Consider the following 17829-nt stretch of genomic DNA (forward strand, 5'->3'; position numbering starts at 1 on the left):
GAACAGTAAAGAAGAAGCAGTAAACAAAGAGGGCGATAATGGGTAGTGCACTGACACTCAGTCCGTGGGCATTGGCAGGATTTTATCTGCTTTGTCTTTTGCCTTTGGGGCTGTTCTATCGCTGGCAGTTGGGGCTAGGTAAAGACCTGCTGATGGCCTTGCTGAGAATGACGGTGCAACTGTCGGTCGTGGGACTGTATTTGCAGGTTGTGTTCTCTTTTCAGCATCCCGGGCTTAATGCGCTCTGGTTGTCGGCCATGGTGCTGGTGGCCGCGGTAACAATTTGTCGCCGCTCGGGCGTTTCGCTCAGGCGGACGATGCCTGCCGTGATGGCTGGTCAGGTGGTGGCTCTGGGGATTGTACTGCCGCCGTTGCTGATTGGTGTGATCCAGACCAACCCCTGGTGGCAGGCTCAGTACCTGATCCCAATCTCGGGCATGCTGCTGGGTAACTGTCTGGCGGCCAATGTACTGGCGCTGGAGCGGTGGTACAGCCAACTCAGCGAGAATCACCGAGAGTACCAGTTCTATCTCGCGATGGGGGCGCCACACCCGGAACGGCCGTTTCACCGCATAGCCGTGAAAGCGGCACTGGCACCACAGCTGGCGTCTATGACAACCCTGGGTATTGTCAGCTTGCCGGGCATGATGACCGGCCAGATCCTGGGTGGCACCGAGCCGATGCTGGCAGTGAAATATCAGCTGGTCATCATGGTGGCGATCTTCATTTCTGCCACCTTGTCTGTCACAACCACACTGGCAGTTGCGGCGCGGTACGCGTTTGACCAATACGGCGCACTCAGGCTGTAACGTTAGCGGACAATGTATGTTCTTCTGACATTCGTCGACCGGTCTGCCACACTTAAAAATGCAGACTTTATTGACGATTGGTTGTTAAACAACCGGGACATTATTCGCGGAGGCAACCATGAACAGGCGGCGTTTCCTGGCAGTATTCACTCTCGCAGCATGTATGCTGGAATCGGTGGGGAACCGGTTTCGGACTGCCTTGGCGGCCGGTAAACTTCGTTTGACACCCTCGCAAACGGAAGGACCGTTTTATCCGGTGGAGGCTATTCCGCTTCGCGAGAATTTGATCCTGAATGCTGAGGCGGTGAATGGTTCACCAATGTGGCTGAGTGGCCGGGTACTGAATACCGAGGGTGAGCCGCAGGCCGATTGTCGGGTGGAGATCTGGCAGTGTGATGGTGCAGGGATTTATCATCATCCGAACCAACCCGGTCAAGCGCGGGTTGACCCGTATTTCGCCGGTTTTGGTGCGGTGGTCACCGATGCGGAGGGAAGATACCGATTTTATGCCCTTTATCCGGTGCCGTACACAGGAAGGCCGCCACATATTCACGTCAAAGTCTGGCGCGGTGAACGGGAATTACTGACGACACAATTATACCTTCGAGGTCAGACTGGCAACGAATGGTGGGGACGAAACCGCGATGAGTTGCAGATGGATCCACAACCCATTGCCTCCGGCTCACGAGACGCCGGACAAGACATGGCGCAGATGGGTGCCGTGTTCAATTTTGTGGTGTAACGAGGTCAGGGCAGTGCCGGTTTGACTCATTCTTCAAAGGCCGAGGGTGAACAGATTGCGTGGTTTTGCTTAAGGTATTTTTAAGGTATTAAGTACAAGCGTGCAACCTGTTCTTCCTATCTTCCTATCTTCCTATCTTCCTATCTTCCTATCTTCCTATCTTCCTTGCTCTTTCTGTGTTCCATGATTTCCCTGCCGCCAGTTCTGTCTTTTAGCTGTTTCGCTCATCCGTATCTCCGGTTACCACATGGTCGGCCGTCAGTCGAAGGGGCGTCTGTTGTTTTGTTTTTCAGTCTATCGATTCGCAAACCCGTTTTTGGCGATGGCGGCGCAGGTATGTTGACCACCTGACTGGCATCATCGGCACGACAATCAGCACGATGCCCACCAGAGTCAGCACATCCGGTATTTCATCAAACCACATCACTCCCATGACTGTGACAAACACCAGGCCTGAATATTCGGCCAGAGCAATACGGTTTGCCTCCACACCTTTGTATGCCAGTACCACTAGGGCGTGATAACCGAGCACAAGCAGGTTAATCAACATGATCCAGCCCAGATGCGACCAAGAAATCGTACCCCATTCAGGTATCGCCAGAATGAAAGCCAGAGGCAGTGTCATTACCCCGGTCCAGAACAAGGTAGAAATTAACGGCTGATCGGTGGGTAAGCGACGAATCAGGATATTGCCTAATCCCATTGAGAGCGCGCACCCCAGTCCGGCCAGTGCTGCCCAGTGAAACTGTTCCGGCCGCAGGACAACCAGTACGCCGCCGAAGCCAACCAGCGTGGCGATGATCTGTTTCAGAGCCGGTCTCTCTCGTAATAAAACCACTGACAGCGGCAGCATCAGCAGTGGGCCGACGTAAAACATCGCATTAGCGGTCGCCAGCGGCAAATAGGTAATAGTGATCATCGCGCAGGCGCTGCCAAGCAAAATAAGCTGAGCCCGGGAAAATGTGATGAAGCAACGCCCTTGCATCCTTTGTGCGCGGGGAAGTCTCAGCCACAGCGGCAGCAGGATAAGGGTGCTGATAAGCTGCCGAATAAAAACATACTGAAATGTCGGTACTTCTCCGTTGAGGACTTTAAGCGAAACATCGGAAAAAGAGGCCAGCAAATTGGCAAGTACTAAAAGTGCAACCGCTCGGGAAATGGAATTCGACATCAAACTATGCCTGCAGAGGAAACGGCGATGCGCCGATAAACGTGGCGTCATTGTAGTGCAAATTTCAAAGTTGAAAAGGTGTTTTAAAAATTATTTTTCGATTTGGGGTTTTTATGATGGCACGCTAAAAAACAAACCCAGCTGACTCTCATAAGTGATAAGTCTGATTTGCCTGACAGGGTCGCAGCAAGTCACTGACTATACTGTCATTGGCTGACTGATAGGTTGGGGAAAAGGTGAAGGTGAGTCGGGTAAAGCACGTACTTTGTGTCATTGCTCCGCTTAGCTCGGGGATGACGATGGTCCGGAAAAGCGGCAGATTTTTCGGCCGCTCTCTCGTGGGAAGGAGCAGGCCGCGGGCTTGGCCGCCTCTTTGGCTGTGGGCTTTGCTGCTCCTGTGGCTAATACTCGGTTGGCGACCGCTCACTGCGCATGCTGAGGAGGGCGGTGGTGGGCATTATCAGCCGGGATCCTTTGCGTCGGCTATCGACATGTTACCGCTGGTGACACCGGTTACCGCGCCTAGATCTTCCCCGTTCAGTGTGCGTCTGGACAGCTTCGGCTATGACGGAAATATCGCCAAGCCAGAGCAGGCCGTCCCTGTGGGGGGCATGCTGGCGACCCGTCTCGATGTTGATATGAAGGTGCTTGCCCTGAACCTGATGTGGAACCCCGGTCGGGAATTCGGTGATGGCTGGGCGTATGCTCTGGGACTGTCACTGCCTTATGTCTCGCTCGATGTCAGCGCGAATGTGGAGGATGACCCGGTTTCCGGGCGTTCCGGGTTCCGACATGACAGTGAGGATGGTATCGGCGATGTTCTGTTGCTGCCGCTGATGCTATCCACTTCGCTGGCAGACGACTGGTACAGCGAATGGCGGCTTGGAATTTATGCGCCGACCGGGCGCTATGAGGTGGGTCGTCTTGCCAATCCCGGCCGTAATTACTGGTCATTTTCCCCATCGGCCTCAGTGGTCTACCTGCAGCCAATGACCGGGCAGGAGTTTGTAGTCTCCGCCGGCATCGATGTGAACACGGAAAATACAGAGACCCACTATCGCTCCGGGGTGCAGGGGCATCTGGAATCAACGCTGATTCAGCATGTAATGTTGCTGGGTGGCTTTACCGGAATCGGCCTGACCGGTTACTGGTATCAGCAACTCAGTGCTGACAGTGGCGACGGTGCCAGATTCGGGGATTTTAAGGGCATGGCGGCCGGAGTGGGACCAGTGCTGACCTATCGAAAGCAGTTTGCCAACTCGGAAATTGTGTCTGAGCTCAAATGGCTGAATGAGTTTACAACCCGTCGGCGGCCGGAAGGTAACACCTTCTCGTGGAAGCTGCGGGTTAATTTCTGAACCAACTTTTTTGCTCACTCTGCGTTAGCGCAAAGAAAAAAGATGTCGCTCAAAAACTATCTATCTCCCAAAATGGAAAAAGCAGGGCTGAGCCCTGCTTGGATTGTTGGCCATTTCGGAGACGTCGGCGGTTTTCACACTTTCGCTAAACGGCTTAGTTAATCGCCTTAGTTAATCGCCTTAGCCAAACGCTTGGTATTGGCCTGATAGCGGCAGCTTCTGCGAGAGATTAGCCCCACACCGCCACGTCTGGCGCAATCACCTGACTGCCCTGATAAATCAGGCCGTTGTCACGGTCTTTGCTGAGCAACAGTGGTCCGTCGATATCGACCCAGCGCGCTTGCTGCGCCAGCAGCATTGCCGGTGCCATTGCCAGCGACGTTCCAATCATGCAGCCGATCATAATGTCAAAGCCCAGCGCCTGAGCGTCTTCCAGCAGTGCCAGCGCTTCAGTCATCCCACCGGTTTTATCCAGCTTAATATTGACGATCTGATAGCGTCCGACCAGTTCAGGCAGCGAACTGCGATCAATGCACGACTCATCCGCAGCAATCGGAATGATTGGGTCGATCTGCTCCAGCAAATGATCCTGACCCGGAGGCAGAGGCTGTTCAACCATTTCGACCCCCAGCTCGGCCAGTTTAGGCAGATAGTCTTTCAGTTGCTCCAGACTCCAGCCGGTATTGGCATCAATCACCAGTCGGGTGTTTGGCGCTGCGGCACGCACCGCAGCCACACGCTCGATGTCGCCTTCACGGCCCAGTTTGAGCTTGAGGATCGGACGGTCCTGATTCTGCGCTGCCATTGCGCCCATGTTTTCAGGCGTATCCAGCGACAGGGTGAAGACCGTGGTCACCGGTTGCGGCGCTTCACGGAACCCAGCCATTTGCCAGCCAGTGTGGCCTTTTTGTTTCGCTTCGAGCTCGAACAGGGCACAGTCAACCGCGTTGCGCGCACACCCGGCCGGCATCAGCGACAGGAGATCTTCACGGCTGGCGCCACGTTCTACGGCCTCGCGAGCCGCCTCAATGCCATTGGTGACGTTCGGGTAATCCGGTTCGAACACATCGCTGCGTTCACATTCCCCGCGTCCGACAATGCCGTTTTCCTCTATCTCAACGACCACCACTTCGCCATGCAGCATGGGATCCATACGAGAGATAACGAAAGGCTGTTTCAGCGGCCACTTTTCAACGGTGACAGTCATCTTGCGCATCATCAGCCCTCCAGCACGTCAACAATTGCTGCCACGCCGGTGCGGACCGGATCCACCACGGGTACCCCAAATTTGGCCTGATAACGTGCAATGGCTTTCAATGCATCGTCTTCAGACAGTGATGACGTGTTGAGCGCGATACCGCCCAAACTGATGTTCGGGTTGGTGATGCGACCCAACGCCAGATTAGTTTCGATCAGCGTGTCAAAATCCGGCACTTCAAAGCCCGGCATTTCGTCCATTTGAATGCGGCCTTCTTCGTGACACAGAATAATCACATCGGCTTGTGCACCGTGCAGCAGACCCAGGCTGACACCGGCATAAGCCGGGTGCAGCACCGAGCCCTGACCTTCGATAATATCCCAGTGATCGGCATCGTTGGCCGGGCTCAGTTGTTCAACCGAACCAGCAATAAAGTCAGAGACCACGGCATCGACCGGTACGCCGGAGCCTTCAATCAGGATCCCGGTCTGGCCGGTGGCACGGAAGGTCGCGTTGATGTTACGTGCGGCCATTTCCTTGTGGATCGCCAGTGCGGTAAACATTTTGCCAACACAGCAGTCGCTGCCTACTGTCAGCAGGCGCTTACCGCTGCGAGGCTGGCCTGTACCGCATTGCAGGGTTTTCGGCGGGTTACGGACGTCAAACATCCGGCGTCCGGTGCGGTTGGCCACCGCGACCAGATCTTCGATTTCGTTGAGGCGGATATGCAGGCCGCTGGCAATGTCCATACCGGCTTCCATCGCTTCAATCAGCAGCGGGATCCAGCTCTGGGGCAGGGTGCCGCCCATAGGGGCAAGACCCAGAATCAGGGTTTTGGCTCCGGCTTCTGCCGCGTCACGGATCGACATATCCGGCAGGCCAAGATCGGCTTTGGCATTGTCAAAACGGTTCTGCGCCAGGCATTTTTCCGGACGCCAATGGGCAACACCTTTCGCCACTTTGGCCATCAGCAGATCCTGAGCATCGCCCAGAAAAACCAGATACGGGGTTTTCAGTTCATTCATTGTCATGGTGTTGTCCTTCTGTCATTTATTCGCAGTGTTCCATCAGCATGTTTTCAAACCATGCCAAGGACGGTTGTTTTCAGGCTTCAATACATTCAGTACTGGGAGGATAAAAATCGTTGTAGATGTTCCGATTGCGGGTGGTTGAACAGCTGTTCCGGTGGCCCCTGTTCGGCAATTTTTCCCTGATGGAGGAAGATTACGTGCGTGGATACATCACAGGCAAAGCGCATCTCGTGCGTCACCATAATCATGGTGCGGCCTTCTTTCGCCAGCTCGCGGATCACGAGCAGGACTTCACTGACTAACTCCGGGTCCAGTGCCGATGTCGGTTCATCCAGCAAAATCACGTCCGGCTCCATCGCCAGCGCACGAGCAATGGCGACACGTTGTTTCTGGCCGCCGGACAGTTGATCCGGGTACATATGGCATTTTTCCAGCATGCCGACCCGATCCAGCAGTGCCTTGGCCTGCTTCTCGACCTCATCTTTGTCGCGTTTGAGCACACAGCATGGCCCCAGCATGACATTTTCCAGCACCGTCATGTGGCTCCACAGGTTGAACTGCTGGAACACCATGCCCAGATGGGCACGGGTACGCTCGATCTGGCGTTGCAGCGCCTTGTCGGCCTGACCGGCGGCCGCCTTGGACAGATCCAGCTCCTCGCCGTGTACCTGTAAAGTGCCGCTGTCGGGCATCTCCAGCAGGTTCAGACAGCGCAGGAAGGTGCTTTTGCCTGAGCCACTGGAACCAATGATGGTGATGACGTCATGCTTACGAGCTGCCAGCGAGACGCCTTTCAGCACGTCGATATTGCCAAAGGCTTTGTGCAGATTGTCGGCCTGCAAGGCGATTTCAGCGGTATTAACGGACATGGGTAGCCTCCTTGGCTTGCAACGGTTGAGCTGCGACTGATGTGTTCGTTTGTTGCATGCTTGGCTGTTGTGTGGCCGGCCGTGTGTCTGCCTGAGAGCTGGCCGGACGGCTCACAATATTCAGTCGCAAGTGACGCGTTAAGCGGTGTTCAATCCGGCGCCAGACCAGCACAAACAGTGTAGTGATTAGCAGATAGATCAGGGCGGCCCAGACGTAGACGGAAATATCAAATGTCTGTGAAAACGCACGCCGAGTTTGTCCCATCAGATCCAGCAGTGTGATCACACTGGCAATCGCCCCGCCTTTGAGCATCAGGATGATTTCATTCCCGAGCGCCGGAAACGCGATCCGATAGGTGTGGGGCAGAATGATCTTGCGGTACAACAGGTGCGGCGGCATGCCCATAGCCACCCCGGCTTCCACTTCTCCGGGTGGAACCGCCTGCAACGCGCCGCGCAGAATCTCAATCTGGTATGCCGTGGAGTTCAGCGCAAAGGTAAACAGGGCGCAGTAAAACGGATCACGGAAAAACCACCACAATCCTGCCTCCATCAGTTCGGGACGAAACTGACCGGAGCCGTAATACACCAGAAACAGTTGCGCCAGCAGTGGGGTGCCGCGGAAAAACGATACATAAAGGCGTACCGGATACTGAAACAAGCCTTTTTTACTGCGGCGCAGCATTGCCAGTGGCAATGACAACAGCAAAGCAATCGCGACCGCAATAAAGGTCAGCTTCAGGGTCATGATGGCGCCATCAAGCAATTTGGGCCCGTAGCTGATTAACATCTCAAACATGGGTATATGTCCTTATTCGGTGCTATGAGGCGCGAATGCCGCGGTTAGCCCTCTGCTCTAGCTTGCCGATACACCAGGCAAAGCACAGGCAGATAATCCAGTACATGACGCAGACCGTGAGGAAAAACAGAAACGGTTTCTTTGTGACCCCAACCGCGACGTTCGCCATGCGCATCAGGTCGTTCAGGGCAATCACGGAAACCAGAGCTGTGTCCTTGACCAGGTTGATCCACAGGTTACCGAGGCCGGGCAGTGCCAGGCGCAGTAGCTGCGGAAGCTCAATGCGAAAAAAGATTTGCCTGCGGTTCAGGCCGATCGCCAGGCCGGCTTCGAGCTGGCCGCGATCCAACGCCTGCCAGGCGCCGCGCAGCACTTCACCGGCATACCCGGCAAACACCAGCCCCAGCGCGACCGTGCCCGCCACAAAAGGGCTGAGTTCAAAAAACTCGGCCTCCGGATTGATGGCTTTCAGCAGGGTGTTAATCAGAAGACCCGCGCCGTGGTAAATCATGAACAGGGTTAGCAGCTCAGGAATCCCGCGGATGGTGGTTGTAAAGGCGGTGGCCGCTGCACGAGGCAGCGGTTTGCCCGACACCGAGGCCGCCGCCACTATAAAACCCAGCATCAGGCCAATAGGCAGCGTGACCAGAGCCAGACCCAGAGTCACCCCCAGGCCGCTCAGTAGTTCATCGCCCCAGCCCTGCTGGCCAAAGCTCAGGTAATCAAACCATTGCATAAACATTTCTCCGAAATCACTGCAAGTCGGGATGTCTGCCGGTTTATTCCAGCGTCAGGATGTTCAGAGAAAAGTATTTGTCGTTGATTTTCTGATAGGTGCCGTCAGCCACGAGAGCTGCCAGTGCCTGATTCAGTTGCAGGCGCAGTTTGTCGTCTTCCTGGCGAACGGCAATCCCGACGCCTTCACCGACGTATTTCGGATCGGTAATGAGTTCACCAGCCAGTTTGCAGCAGTTGCCATCCTGCGATTTTTCAACCCAGTTCAGCATTGGAATGATGTCACCGACTTGTGCATCGAGACGGCCGGAAACCAGATCCAGATTGACGGCATCCTGTGTTGGATAGAGGCGGACATCCGAGTCAGGGTACAGTGCCGACAGGAAATCCCCCTGTGTGGTTGCACCCTGTGCACCGATGGTTTTGCCTGCCATGGCAGACGGTGAGAAATCCGTGAGTTTAGACTCTTTCGGCACCACAAACGTCATGGCTGATTTCTGGTACGGTTCGGTGAAGTCTACCTTCTCTTTGCGTTTTTCGGTGATAAACATTGACGCAATCACGGCGTCATACTTGCCAGCCAGCAGCGCCGGAATAATGCCTTCCCAATCCTGTGCCACGAAGGTGCATTTAATGGCCATTTTGTCACACAGTGCGCGACCAATATCGATATCAAAACCTGCCAGCTGACCGTCCGGGGTGTAGTAGTTGAACGGAGGGTAGGCGCCCTCGGTCGCAATTCGCAGGGTTGTGTCTTTAGCCTGTGCCTGATGGACAGGCAGTGACGCAAGCAGTGCTGTCAGTGCCAGCGAGCAGAATGTATTTCGCATTGTGGTGTCCTTTGATTTTTTATTGTGATGTTGTGTTTGCGCGTTGCATCCCTGTCGTGTGGTGACTGGCTTGCTGCCTCCTCTTCTACGTTCAGGCAGTCAGTGCAACACTCTGAGTGTTATTAAGATGTTAAATGTTTACAAATGAAGAATTGCTATGCTATTCATAGCTTCACGCTATGTGTTGCACGTAAAACTTGTAAGGAATGCTGAATGCTGACGTCTCACGAACGGCTGCTGCGGAATCTGGACTGGAATTTGTTGTATACCTTTCTCACGATCGTGGACGAAAGCAGTATTACTGGCGCCGCCCGTAAACTGTCGCTGAGTCAGCCGAGTGTCAGCAATGCCCTCAAGCGACTGGAATGCCATTTGGGGGTAAAGCTCATTACGCGGCGTAAAGGGGTGTTTACCCTGACCAGCCAGGGGCTGAAAGTGTACGAATACGCGTCATCCACCCGTCGGGTACTGGCGGATATGGCGGCACAGTTTTCTGAAGACGAGCACGCTATTCACGGTGAAATCGATATTCAGATCGCCAGCCATATTCACTGCCCGGCGTTTGACCAAACGCTGGCCGACTTTCACCAGCTTTACCCCAATGTGCTTTTCACCATTAATACCCAGCCGAGCGCGGAGATTGTGCGCGCGGTAAAAGACGGTGAGATTCATATTGGGATCTGCAATAAAAAAACCTCGCAGACAGGGCTCAGCTTTGACTTGCTGGGTTATGAGCAAATGGGGTTTTATTGCAGTCGTCGCCACGCGTTATATGGCCATACGGATCTTTCCATTGAAGATCTCAGCGGGCTGTCTTACGTCTCGTTCGAAAGCGACCAGCCGGGTGAGGGTCTGAGCGCCATTGCTCAGCTTCGATCCCAACAGCCGTTCTGGGGAAAACTGGTCGCAGTCTCTTCTAACGAAGAAGAAATCCGGCGTTTCATCCTGGCCGGGGTAGGATTCGGCGCCCTCACCGTTGAAGGTGCAAGGCCCTATGTCGAGCAGGGGGCACTCTGGCAACTGCCGCCGTATCAGCAATTGCCGGTGGCAGATATTTATCTGGTCACACCGGAGAACGTGCCGCTCAGTGATGTCGAATCACGGTTTGTTGCGATGCTGCGTCAGGCCAACAGCCGGGTAGTGGAACAGATACATTTTGCTCATTAAGCATTAAGCATTAAGCACTAAGCACTAAGCACCGAGCATGAGTACTTTGGCACTTGGCACTTGGCTCTGAGAGAGTGAGCCTGTGAGCGTTAAGCCGCTTTGTTTTCGCGGGCAGGGAGCGCTTGTTACCAATGGTTGATGCCGCCATTAGATGCAGCCTATCGGCAGGGGGAAGTGTGTCGAAACGGCATGACAGACTTTTTTCCTGATTGAAACTATCACTCAAACATCACTGAACGGTCGCCGTTTTGAGCTATGTGGCCCGATGCCGCTCTTTCGCTGGCGTCAACGCAGCAATAAAGTGGGAGCAATCTTTAACTTTATGAATTTAAACATTAAAAATGGTTTTTGTTACGTTCTCTTCTAACATGATGTAACTGCCTGAACCGCCATCGTTTTTTTGTCGCACTTGTCTTTTCTTTCCTGAAACTATCACGCTGGTCATGGCCAAATGAGGGTGTACTCACTTTTTATTTTGCGTGGCGAAATTAACATGTCGGTCAGTTGGGACTGCCTCAGTGTTTGAATACTTCACCTTGATGAATCGAAATCAGCAGCAATTAAAACTGAAAGTTAAACGGTGAGTGGTGCAGTCTGAGTGGCATATCTTAAGTGGGATAGTAGCTTAAGTGGAATAGTTTGAGTGGTACAGCAAAGGAAGGGTTATGAAAAAAACGATTTTGCCCGTGATGATGATGGGGATGTGTGCGGCGTCGGCGATGGCTGGCGTGACCGGGAATGCGCCAAATACGGATCTGAACCTGATGCCTTACCCGCAATCGGTGGAACTGCATCAGGGGCGAATTGCCATTACCAGCGATTTTAAGGTGTACATTCAGGGCTACCAGTCTGAGCGCATCACGTTTACTGCGCAGCGTCTCATTGACCGTCTTGCCCGTCAGACCGGGTTGCCGCTGCTGTCGCCTTTCGCCAGCCAGGCATCTGAAGCGACGGTAATCATTGAGGTCAAAGAAGCGGCCAAGACGCCAGTCCAGTCACTGGATACCGATGAATCGTACACGCTTACGGCTGAAAACGGCCGGATTGTTTTATCTTCAGCCCGGCCTTACGGGGCTATTCGGGGTATTGAAACTCTGCTTCAGCTAGTGGAAACCGACCGTGACGGTTACTTTGTACCGCAAGTGACGATCTCTGATGCTCCGCGTTTTCCCTGGCGCGGAGTGTCTTATGACACGTCGCGCCATTTTATTCCCGTCGCGGTGATTAAGCGCCAGCTGGATGCGATGGCATCAGCCAAGCTGAATATTTTCCACTGGCACCTGTGGGACGATCAGGCCATTCGTATCCAGCTCGACAGTTATCCGAAGCTGTGGCAGATGACGGCAGACGGGCACTATTACAGCAAAGACCAAATCCGTGATGTGGTTGCCTACGCCCGTCAGCTGGGCATTCGGGTTATTCCGGAAATCTCCCTGCCTGGCCATGCCTCAGCTGTCGCGCACGCCTATCCGTCGCTGATGTCTGGTGAAGAAGGACAAACCTATCCGCATCAGCGCCATTGGGGCGTTTTTGAGCCGCTGATGGATCCGACCAACCCGGCGCTTTATACCTTCCTGGGGAAAGTGTTTGACGAAGTGGTGGCTTTGTTTCCGGATGAGTACGTGCATATCGGGGGAGATGAACCAGACTACAGTCAGTGGACGAATAATGCGGGCATTCAGGACTTTATCCGGTCACATCAGCTGGACGGCAACCAAGGCCTGCAGTCTTACCTGAACACCAAGGTAGAAACCCTGCTGGCTGAGCGCGGCAAGAAGGTGATGGGCTGGGATGAAATCTGGCACAAAGACCTGCCTAAATCGGTCGTGATTCAGAGTTGGCGTGGACACGACAGTATCGGCCGCGCGGCGCAGGAAGGCTATCAGGGAATTTTGTCTACCGGCTATTATCTGGATCAGCCGCAGCCCACCAGTTACCACTACCGCAACGACCCGATGCCACCCGGCATCCAGGTTGATGACACCCTGCATCCCGGCGAAACCTTTGTGACCTATGAGTGGGTGAAACCCCGAACCAAAGGGGGCCCGCGCAAAGGGTTGCTGACAATTATCGAAGGGAAAGACGGCACGGTGCGGGCTTTTACCGACTATAACGGCAAATCTCGGGCGAAGGTCGAGGTGCTGGACTATGTACCGGGTACCCGCTTCCGGGGCCATTTCGATAACTTTATGTCCTACACCGAGTTTAATTTGCGTTTTGCCGACACTCAGCTGGCTGAAGGCAGCTACCAGCTGATCGGCAATGTGCGCTGGCCGACAACCGGCACGCTGGTGGCGGGCACAGCCATTAAAGGCTCCGAGATTCCGGCCCCGACCGGCGGGTATCCGGCTGAGCTGAACGCCCGGGAGCAGCAACGTATTCTGGGCGGCGAACTGACGGTCTGGGCGGAAAATCTTGATGGTATGACAGTCGAAAACCGGATCTGGCCACGCAGCTATGCCATTGCCGAGCGGCTTTGGTCTGATGCTGCACTCACGGATGAGGCGAGCATGTACCGGCGCATGGCGGTGGTAGATGACTGGGCGGAGCTGTCTGTCGGCCTGCAACATCATGTGAATGCCCGCCTGATGTTGCAGCGGTTGGCTAACGGGCAGGGCCCAAGCAAGGCTGACGGTCAGGTTCAAGGCACTGCCACTATGCAGATACCGGGGACGCTTCAGGCTGTCACGACATTACAAACTCTGGCCCGTTATACGGAACCGGCGCAGTATTATGCCCGCAACTGGGAAAAGTGGATTCAAACCACACCTTCCGGCCAACTGTATAACCAGCACGAACGCCTGAATCGCTTTGTGGATGCCCTGCCGGTCGAAAGCTTGACCGTGTACGGAATGAATGCGCTGGTGCAGCACTATCAGGCGGAGCGTCAACCGGAAACGCTGGTTGCGCTGCGAGCCCATTTTGAACTCGCCGCACAGGCAGCGGAGCAGGCGAAAACGATATTTGCGGAAAATACCGCGTCTGTGGCGACGGTACCGTTGGCCGATGCCACCACTGATGTCGCCGAGATAGCTGGCCATCTTATCACTGCACTTGAGCAGGGGCAGGCGCTAAGCCAGGCTGACAGCGATGCCTACCGTCAGCGACTGAGTCAGGCGGCAGCCATTTATGATGAAGCCATTGTGGCCACGGTGAAACCCGCAGAAAGCTTGCTGGTACTGGTTGAACAAATGCAGCCCAGCACCTGAGGCGAATGTGGCAGAAACGGTATTGCCAACGAAGAGACATTTTTGAATGTCTCTGGGCGTGAAAAAAAACCGGCGAAAGTTTCGCCGGTTTTTTGTTGCTGTCAGCTGGTTAACTGTTGTTTGCGCTTCATCAGCAAGAGGCTGATAGTGAGTGCTTAGTGCGCTGTCAGAATGGCCTCGCTGTCACTGACCAAAGGGATGAGAACCGCCACCTCAATACGATTGTGACCCAGCAAACGAATGTTCCACTCGAAATGGTTGGCCCGGCACAGGTTATCGACAATCGCCAGACCCAGTCCGTGCCGGTCACGCTGGCTGCGGGAAGGGTCGGCCTGATACAGCGGTTTGCACAATTGTTCAATATCCTCCTCACTGAGCGGCGAGGAGAGGCTGTTTTTAATGCTCAGCATCAGCAAATCCGGTTCGCGGTGCGCCATTGTGATGTCAACCCTTGACGCCGCGGGGCTGTAAAACAGGCCGTTATCCAGCAGGTTGGTCAGAATGGTGTCCAGACTGAACAGATCGGCATAGACCGTCGGCTCATCATCGTAATGGAGGGCGACCCGCTCCCGGCAGTCATCGTATTTAAACGCCAGCTTGCCCAGCACCTTATCCAGCAGAGGCAGCAAAGGTTGCGGATGACAATCAATATTGAATGCGCCGGTGGCGGAGTGTTGCAACAGCATCAGGTTGTTCACAATCTCTTTCATGCGCAGGGCAATATCCAGCATGTCTTCTTTGTAGCTGGCACCGATACGCTCATCGTGCGGATAGCGAATATAGACTTCACTAAGGCTGATCATCTCGGAGATCGGCGTTTTGAGCTCGTGGGCGATATCCGCGGTCAGGCGTTTTTCGTTGGCCAGCAGCTGGCAGTTAGTCGAAATGAAGTGGTTAAGTTCTTTGCGAATCGGGGTGACTTCCGCGTAATCGACAGCAGGCTCTGGAATATGGGCGTGGGAGGCCGAAATATCCAACGATTTAATGTTTTGGTTTAAGTCCTGTAGTGGCTTCAGCCCTGCATCAACGATGCGGGTGACCAAAACCCGCACCCCAATGATGGCCGCAACAAAGCTGAGGATCAGAGAGATATCTATCAGGATCAGTACGCCACTGATGCTGTCAGTGCTGGCAGCCACAGAGATATAGATGGCATTTTTCTGGTGAATGACATCTGGGTTTTCGTTAGTTTGCGCAGGGGGCAGGTAATACGTGAGAACCGTTTTACCGTCCTGACCATTGGGCAATGTGACCGGCACGATCACCGAAGTGTTGAGCGGAATCTCCGTTTTCAGCAAATTGGTGCCCGGATACGCATCCAGAGAATGGGAACGGGCTATTTCGGTACCTCCCTGCCAGATCTGGAAATAGTCAGAGTCTGAGTGGAGGTCAAACAACATCATGGCATCTTTGTTGTAATTGAACTTGGCGTGCTCATCTTCCTCCTTCAGAAAAGCTCTCAGGTAGTTGGCTTTACTGGTCAGAGACTGATCAAACTGATTGTCTACCCAGTCGTCCACACTTAAGTCGACAATGAGAAAAATGGCAAACAAGATCAACCCGATAACGATGGTGATGGCCTTCACCAACTGGGTACGAATGGACAGCATTAGACACTTCCTGCGATGTAGCCGAAGCCACGTTTGTTTTTCACTGGGAGGTTACCGCCTTTTTCCCTGACTTTCCGTCGGATTGCGGAAAGGTGAGATTCGATGGTGTTTTTCGCCAGCAAATCAAATGATCCGACGACCGCTTCACTGATTTGTTCCGCATTGACTACCCGGCCTTTCGACTGAAACAGGTACTCCACAATTTTATACTCGTTCTTGGTCAACTCGATGAAATTGCCCTGATAGCTCAGGGTTTTGGTCGACAGATCAAGACAGAAACCTTCTATTTCGAGCAGGTTACTGGTTTGTGCGGTTTGACTGCGGCGCAGCAGGGCCAGAATGCGGGCATGCAGTTCTTCAAATGAAAAGGGTTTGGTGAGGTAGTCGTCGGCACCTGACAGCAACCCGTTAACCTTATCTTCGGTTAATGAGCGAGCGGAGAGGATCAGTACCCGTGATTGCTGCCCGGACTGACGAAGACTTTTGAGAATGCTCATGCCATCGACATTGGGCAGCATCAGATCCAGCACAATCAAATCGTAATGGTTTAGCTGCGCCATAGTCAGTCCTTTAGAGCCGTCGCCGGTACTGTCGACCGTAAACCCGAGGTTGTTCAGGCCGATACTTAAACTGCGGCGAAGTGGCTCAGAATCTTCAATGACTAATAATTTCATGGCATACCTGTTTGTCAATCTGTGGTTCAGTGCGCTGCTTACCGCGCTGCCTTACGGACAGTGGGCATGCGGCTGTTTCAGCTCTCCCGAGTTTACCCGATATGGTGAGATCCCCCTCATCATTATTGGTGTATCTGGCCAGTTTACCACTCACTTTAGCGTTCAGATTAGCGTCGGGTTGGGTCCGGTACATACCGGTTAAGTCTGTCCACATGGTGGTTTTTCGAAAAGAAGGCTTCAATTTCGATTAAAACCCCAGGGTTGAGCTTGTGACTGAATTCCCGTGGGGTATCCAGTTGTGGGGTAATCGATAAATATAACCAGTCCTTATAGATTTTTTGCCGCCAGGACGCCGAAATCCAGAAGTTAGTGAGTGGATCGGATTCATTCGTATCAATACTGACACCGGTTGAGTATTCCATCAGATGGTGGTCGTTTAGGCGGTTAAACAACTCAATCTGGTTTACCAACTCCCAGCCGCTTTCATCGAACAGGTACTGGGCGCTGGAGCTGAATTTGTAGATACGGGCTGGATCGTTGTTGTTGCCGTAGTAAAAGTTAAATTCGGTCAGAGAGCCCAGTCCTTTAGAATCGAAATAGAAGAGCTCTTGCTTTAGCTGCGTGGTCCAGTTTTCTGATAAGTTATCGACCCGGCGTAAATTCGCTCGCACAAAGGGATCCAGCGGCAGTTTGAATTTTACCCCGACATCAAAGTGGGTTTTCCACTCGCCCCAATGCGCATTCTGGAGGCGAAACCCGGCAATTGCGTCACTGCCGGACGTTGTGCTGCTACTTTTTGGGGTCAATGCCCGTTGTTTACTCTCCAGCGAGTCATAGTCATCCGGATCCGTTTCCAGGATCAGCTTCCAGTCGCGTTTGGTATGGGGCAGGTCGATTCGCGCAGAAATTTTGAAATCTGAATCAAAATAACCGCGGTGGGTGTATTCCGGTTTGTAGCGAATCCGGACATAACTTTTATTCATTAACTCTTCTTCGTTTTCCTCCTTGGCGAGACTGTGATCAATATAGGTACTGAAATCATGCACGGTGTCAGCCACATAGGTTTCGGTTTCGTCAGCCCAGTAAGTGGTTTGATCCAGCCAGGAGGACTCATCTGAAGGCTCTGTCTCTTCAGCATTAATCGAAAACGGGGAAGGCGGCAGACGAGATTCATACTCCGGCATGACCGGTTCGATATCCGCATCCGTTCCGTTAGCCCATGCCGGGCATACCGATAAACTGGGTAGCAGTAAAAAAATGGCCGGAGGACGCTTGCAATCATGCATGACTGCCAGCGAATACTGCAGAGCTTTGTTCAGCGAGCGATACCGAATGTTCATAAGCGATCCATTGACTATGAAAGCATGGCCACTGTGCAGATATGTTATTTTTATTGTGCTTTTAGTATAGGTAAAAATAAAAATATCACAGAGGTAAAAATAATATTTGTCCGTTTTTATCTAATGACATTGAATATTTAATGTGTAACGAATGAATAAATGTTTCATTCGTTACACAGGTCTTTATTTCACTGATATTTAGGAGATATTCAGTGAATCTTCAGCATTTGTTGATATTAATGTTTTTGGATAACAGCCTCACAATATTCATCCTCTATTTTCAAAAC

At 53.2% G+C, this 17829-nt stretch carries 16 protein-coding genes; 6 read left to right on the forward strand and 10 right to left on the reverse strand.

Features of this window, described 5'->3' with window-relative positions; all coding sequences use genetic code 11:
* The first annotated feature begins 38 nt into the window (after window positions 1-38).
* Both FH974_RS16585 and FH974_RS16590 read left to right on the forward strand, forming a co-directional pair.
* Window positions 39-809, forward strand: coding sequence for an ABC transporter permease (locus FH974_RS16585; protein WP_047887676.1), 771 nt, complete (start codon window positions 39-41; stop codon window positions 807-809).
* A gap of 118 nt (window positions 810-927) precedes the next feature.
* On the forward strand, window positions 928-1551 hold the full coding sequence (locus FH974_RS16590) for a dioxygenase family protein (protein ID WP_207103948.1): 624 nt from the start codon (window positions 928-930) through the stop codon (window positions 1549-1551).
* A gap of 289 nt (window positions 1552-1840) precedes the next feature.
* On the opposite strand, the gene FH974_RS16595 is transcribed toward FH974_RS16590, so the two are convergent.
* Window positions 1841-2722: a DMT family transporter gene (locus tag FH974_RS16595; RefSeq protein ID WP_207103949.1), complete on the reverse strand. Its 882-nt coding sequence runs from the start codon at window positions 2720-2722 to the stop codon at window positions 1841-1843.
* Between the two features lie 491 nt (window positions 2723-3213).
* Here FH974_RS16595 and FH974_RS16600 point away from each other — a divergent pair, with 491 nt between their 5' ends.
* Window positions 3214-4080 carry a SphA family protein gene (locus FH974_RS16600; RefSeq protein ID WP_207103950.1) on the forward strand — a complete coding sequence of 289 codons (867 nt, stop codon included), beginning with the start codon at window positions 3214-3216 and terminating at the stop codon, window positions 4078-4080.
* A 229-nt stretch (window positions 4081-4309) separates the two neighbouring features.
* Here FH974_RS16600 and dgcA read toward each other — a convergent pair whose 3' ends face one another.
* From dgcA to FH974_RS16630, 6 genes are all read right to left on the reverse strand, one after another.
* A complete protein-coding gene (gene dgcA, locus FH974_RS16605; protein ID WP_242551942.1) occupies window positions 4310-5299 on the reverse strand; it encodes an N-acetyl-D-Glu racemase DgcA in 990 nt (329 codons plus the stop codon).
* Complete coding sequence (gene dgcN / locus FH974_RS16610) at window positions 5299-6309, reverse strand: N-acetyltransferase DgcN (protein WP_207103951.1); 1011 nt, start codon at window positions 6307-6309, stop codon at window positions 5299-5301. Before dgcN ends, dgcA begins: the two co-directional genes overlap by 1 nt.
* Before the next feature lie 89 nt (window positions 6310-6398).
* Window positions 6399-7178, reverse strand: coding sequence for an ABC transporter ATP-binding protein (locus FH974_RS16615; RefSeq protein WP_207103952.1), 780 nt, complete (start codon window positions 7176-7178; stop codon window positions 6399-6401).
* The gene (locus FH974_RS16620; protein ID WP_047887681.1) at window positions 7168-7977 is read right to left on the reverse strand and encodes an ABC transporter permease; all 810 of its coding nucleotides are present in this window, start codon (window positions 7975-7977) and stop codon (window positions 7168-7170) included. The genes FH974_RS16615 and FH974_RS16620 overlap by 11 nt, the downstream gene beginning before the upstream one ends.
* Before the next feature lie 22 nt (window positions 7978-7999).
* Window positions 8000-8713, reverse strand: a complete 714-nt coding sequence (locus tag FH974_RS16625; protein WP_207103953.1) for an ABC transporter permease — start codon at window positions 8711-8713, stop codon at window positions 8000-8002.
* Between the two features lie 43 nt (window positions 8714-8756).
* Complete coding sequence (locus FH974_RS16630) at window positions 8757-9542, reverse strand: ABC transporter substrate-binding protein (RefSeq protein WP_053061945.1); 786 nt, start codon at window positions 9540-9542, stop codon at window positions 8757-8759.
* 213 nt (window positions 9543-9755) lie between these two features.
* On the opposite strand from FH974_RS16630, the gene FH974_RS16635 reads away from it, so the two are divergent.
* Both FH974_RS16635 and FH974_RS16640 read left to right on the forward strand, forming a co-directional pair.
* Complete coding sequence (locus FH974_RS16635) at window positions 9756-10709, forward strand: LysR family transcriptional regulator (protein ID WP_047887683.1); 954 nt, start codon at window positions 9756-9758, stop codon at window positions 10707-10709.
* 665 nt (window positions 10710-11374) lie between these two features.
* On the forward strand, window positions 11375-13918 hold the full coding sequence (locus FH974_RS16640; RefSeq protein ID WP_047887684.1) for a family 20 glycosylhydrolase: 2544 nt from the start codon (window positions 11375-11377) through the stop codon (window positions 13916-13918).
* Window positions 13919-14073: 155 nt separating this feature from the next.
* Here FH974_RS16640 and FH974_RS16645 read toward each other — a convergent pair whose 3' ends face one another.
* Both FH974_RS16645 and FH974_RS16650 read right to left on the reverse strand, forming a co-directional pair.
* Complete coding sequence (locus tag FH974_RS16645; protein WP_047887685.1) at window positions 14074-15528, reverse strand: sensor histidine kinase; 1455 nt, start codon at window positions 15526-15528, stop codon at window positions 14074-14076.
* Window positions 15528-16202 (reverse strand): response regulator transcription factor, encoded by a 675-nt coding sequence (locus FH974_RS16650; RefSeq protein WP_047887686.1) that lies wholly within the window; start codon window positions 16200-16202, stop codon window positions 15528-15530. The genes FH974_RS16645 and FH974_RS16650 overlap by 1 nt, the downstream gene beginning before the upstream one ends.
* Between FH974_RS16650 and FH974_RS16655 the strand changes: the two genes are divergently transcribed.
* Window positions 16186-16404 carry a hypothetical protein gene (locus tag FH974_RS16655; protein WP_146149675.1) on the forward strand — a complete coding sequence of 73 codons (219 nt, stop codon included), beginning with the start codon at window positions 16186-16188 and terminating at the stop codon, window positions 16402-16404. The two genes, FH974_RS16650 and FH974_RS16655, sit on opposite strands and share 17 nt — an antisense overlap.
* Here the strand turns inward: FH974_RS16655 and FH974_RS16660 are convergent.
* Window positions 16370-17542 carry a hypothetical protein gene (locus tag FH974_RS16660; RefSeq protein ID WP_053061946.1) on the reverse strand — a complete coding sequence of 391 codons (1173 nt, stop codon included), beginning with the start codon at window positions 17540-17542 and terminating at the stop codon, window positions 16370-16372. The two genes, FH974_RS16655 and FH974_RS16660, sit on opposite strands and share 35 nt — an antisense overlap.
* Window positions 17543-17829: the final 287 nt, after the last annotated feature.

Origin of the sequence: Photobacterium ganghwense, from assembly GCF_017329545.1 — a bacterium.
GTDB classification, from domain to species: Bacteria; Pseudomonadota; Gammaproteobacteria; order Enterobacterales; family Vibrionaceae; genus Photobacterium; species Photobacterium ganghwense.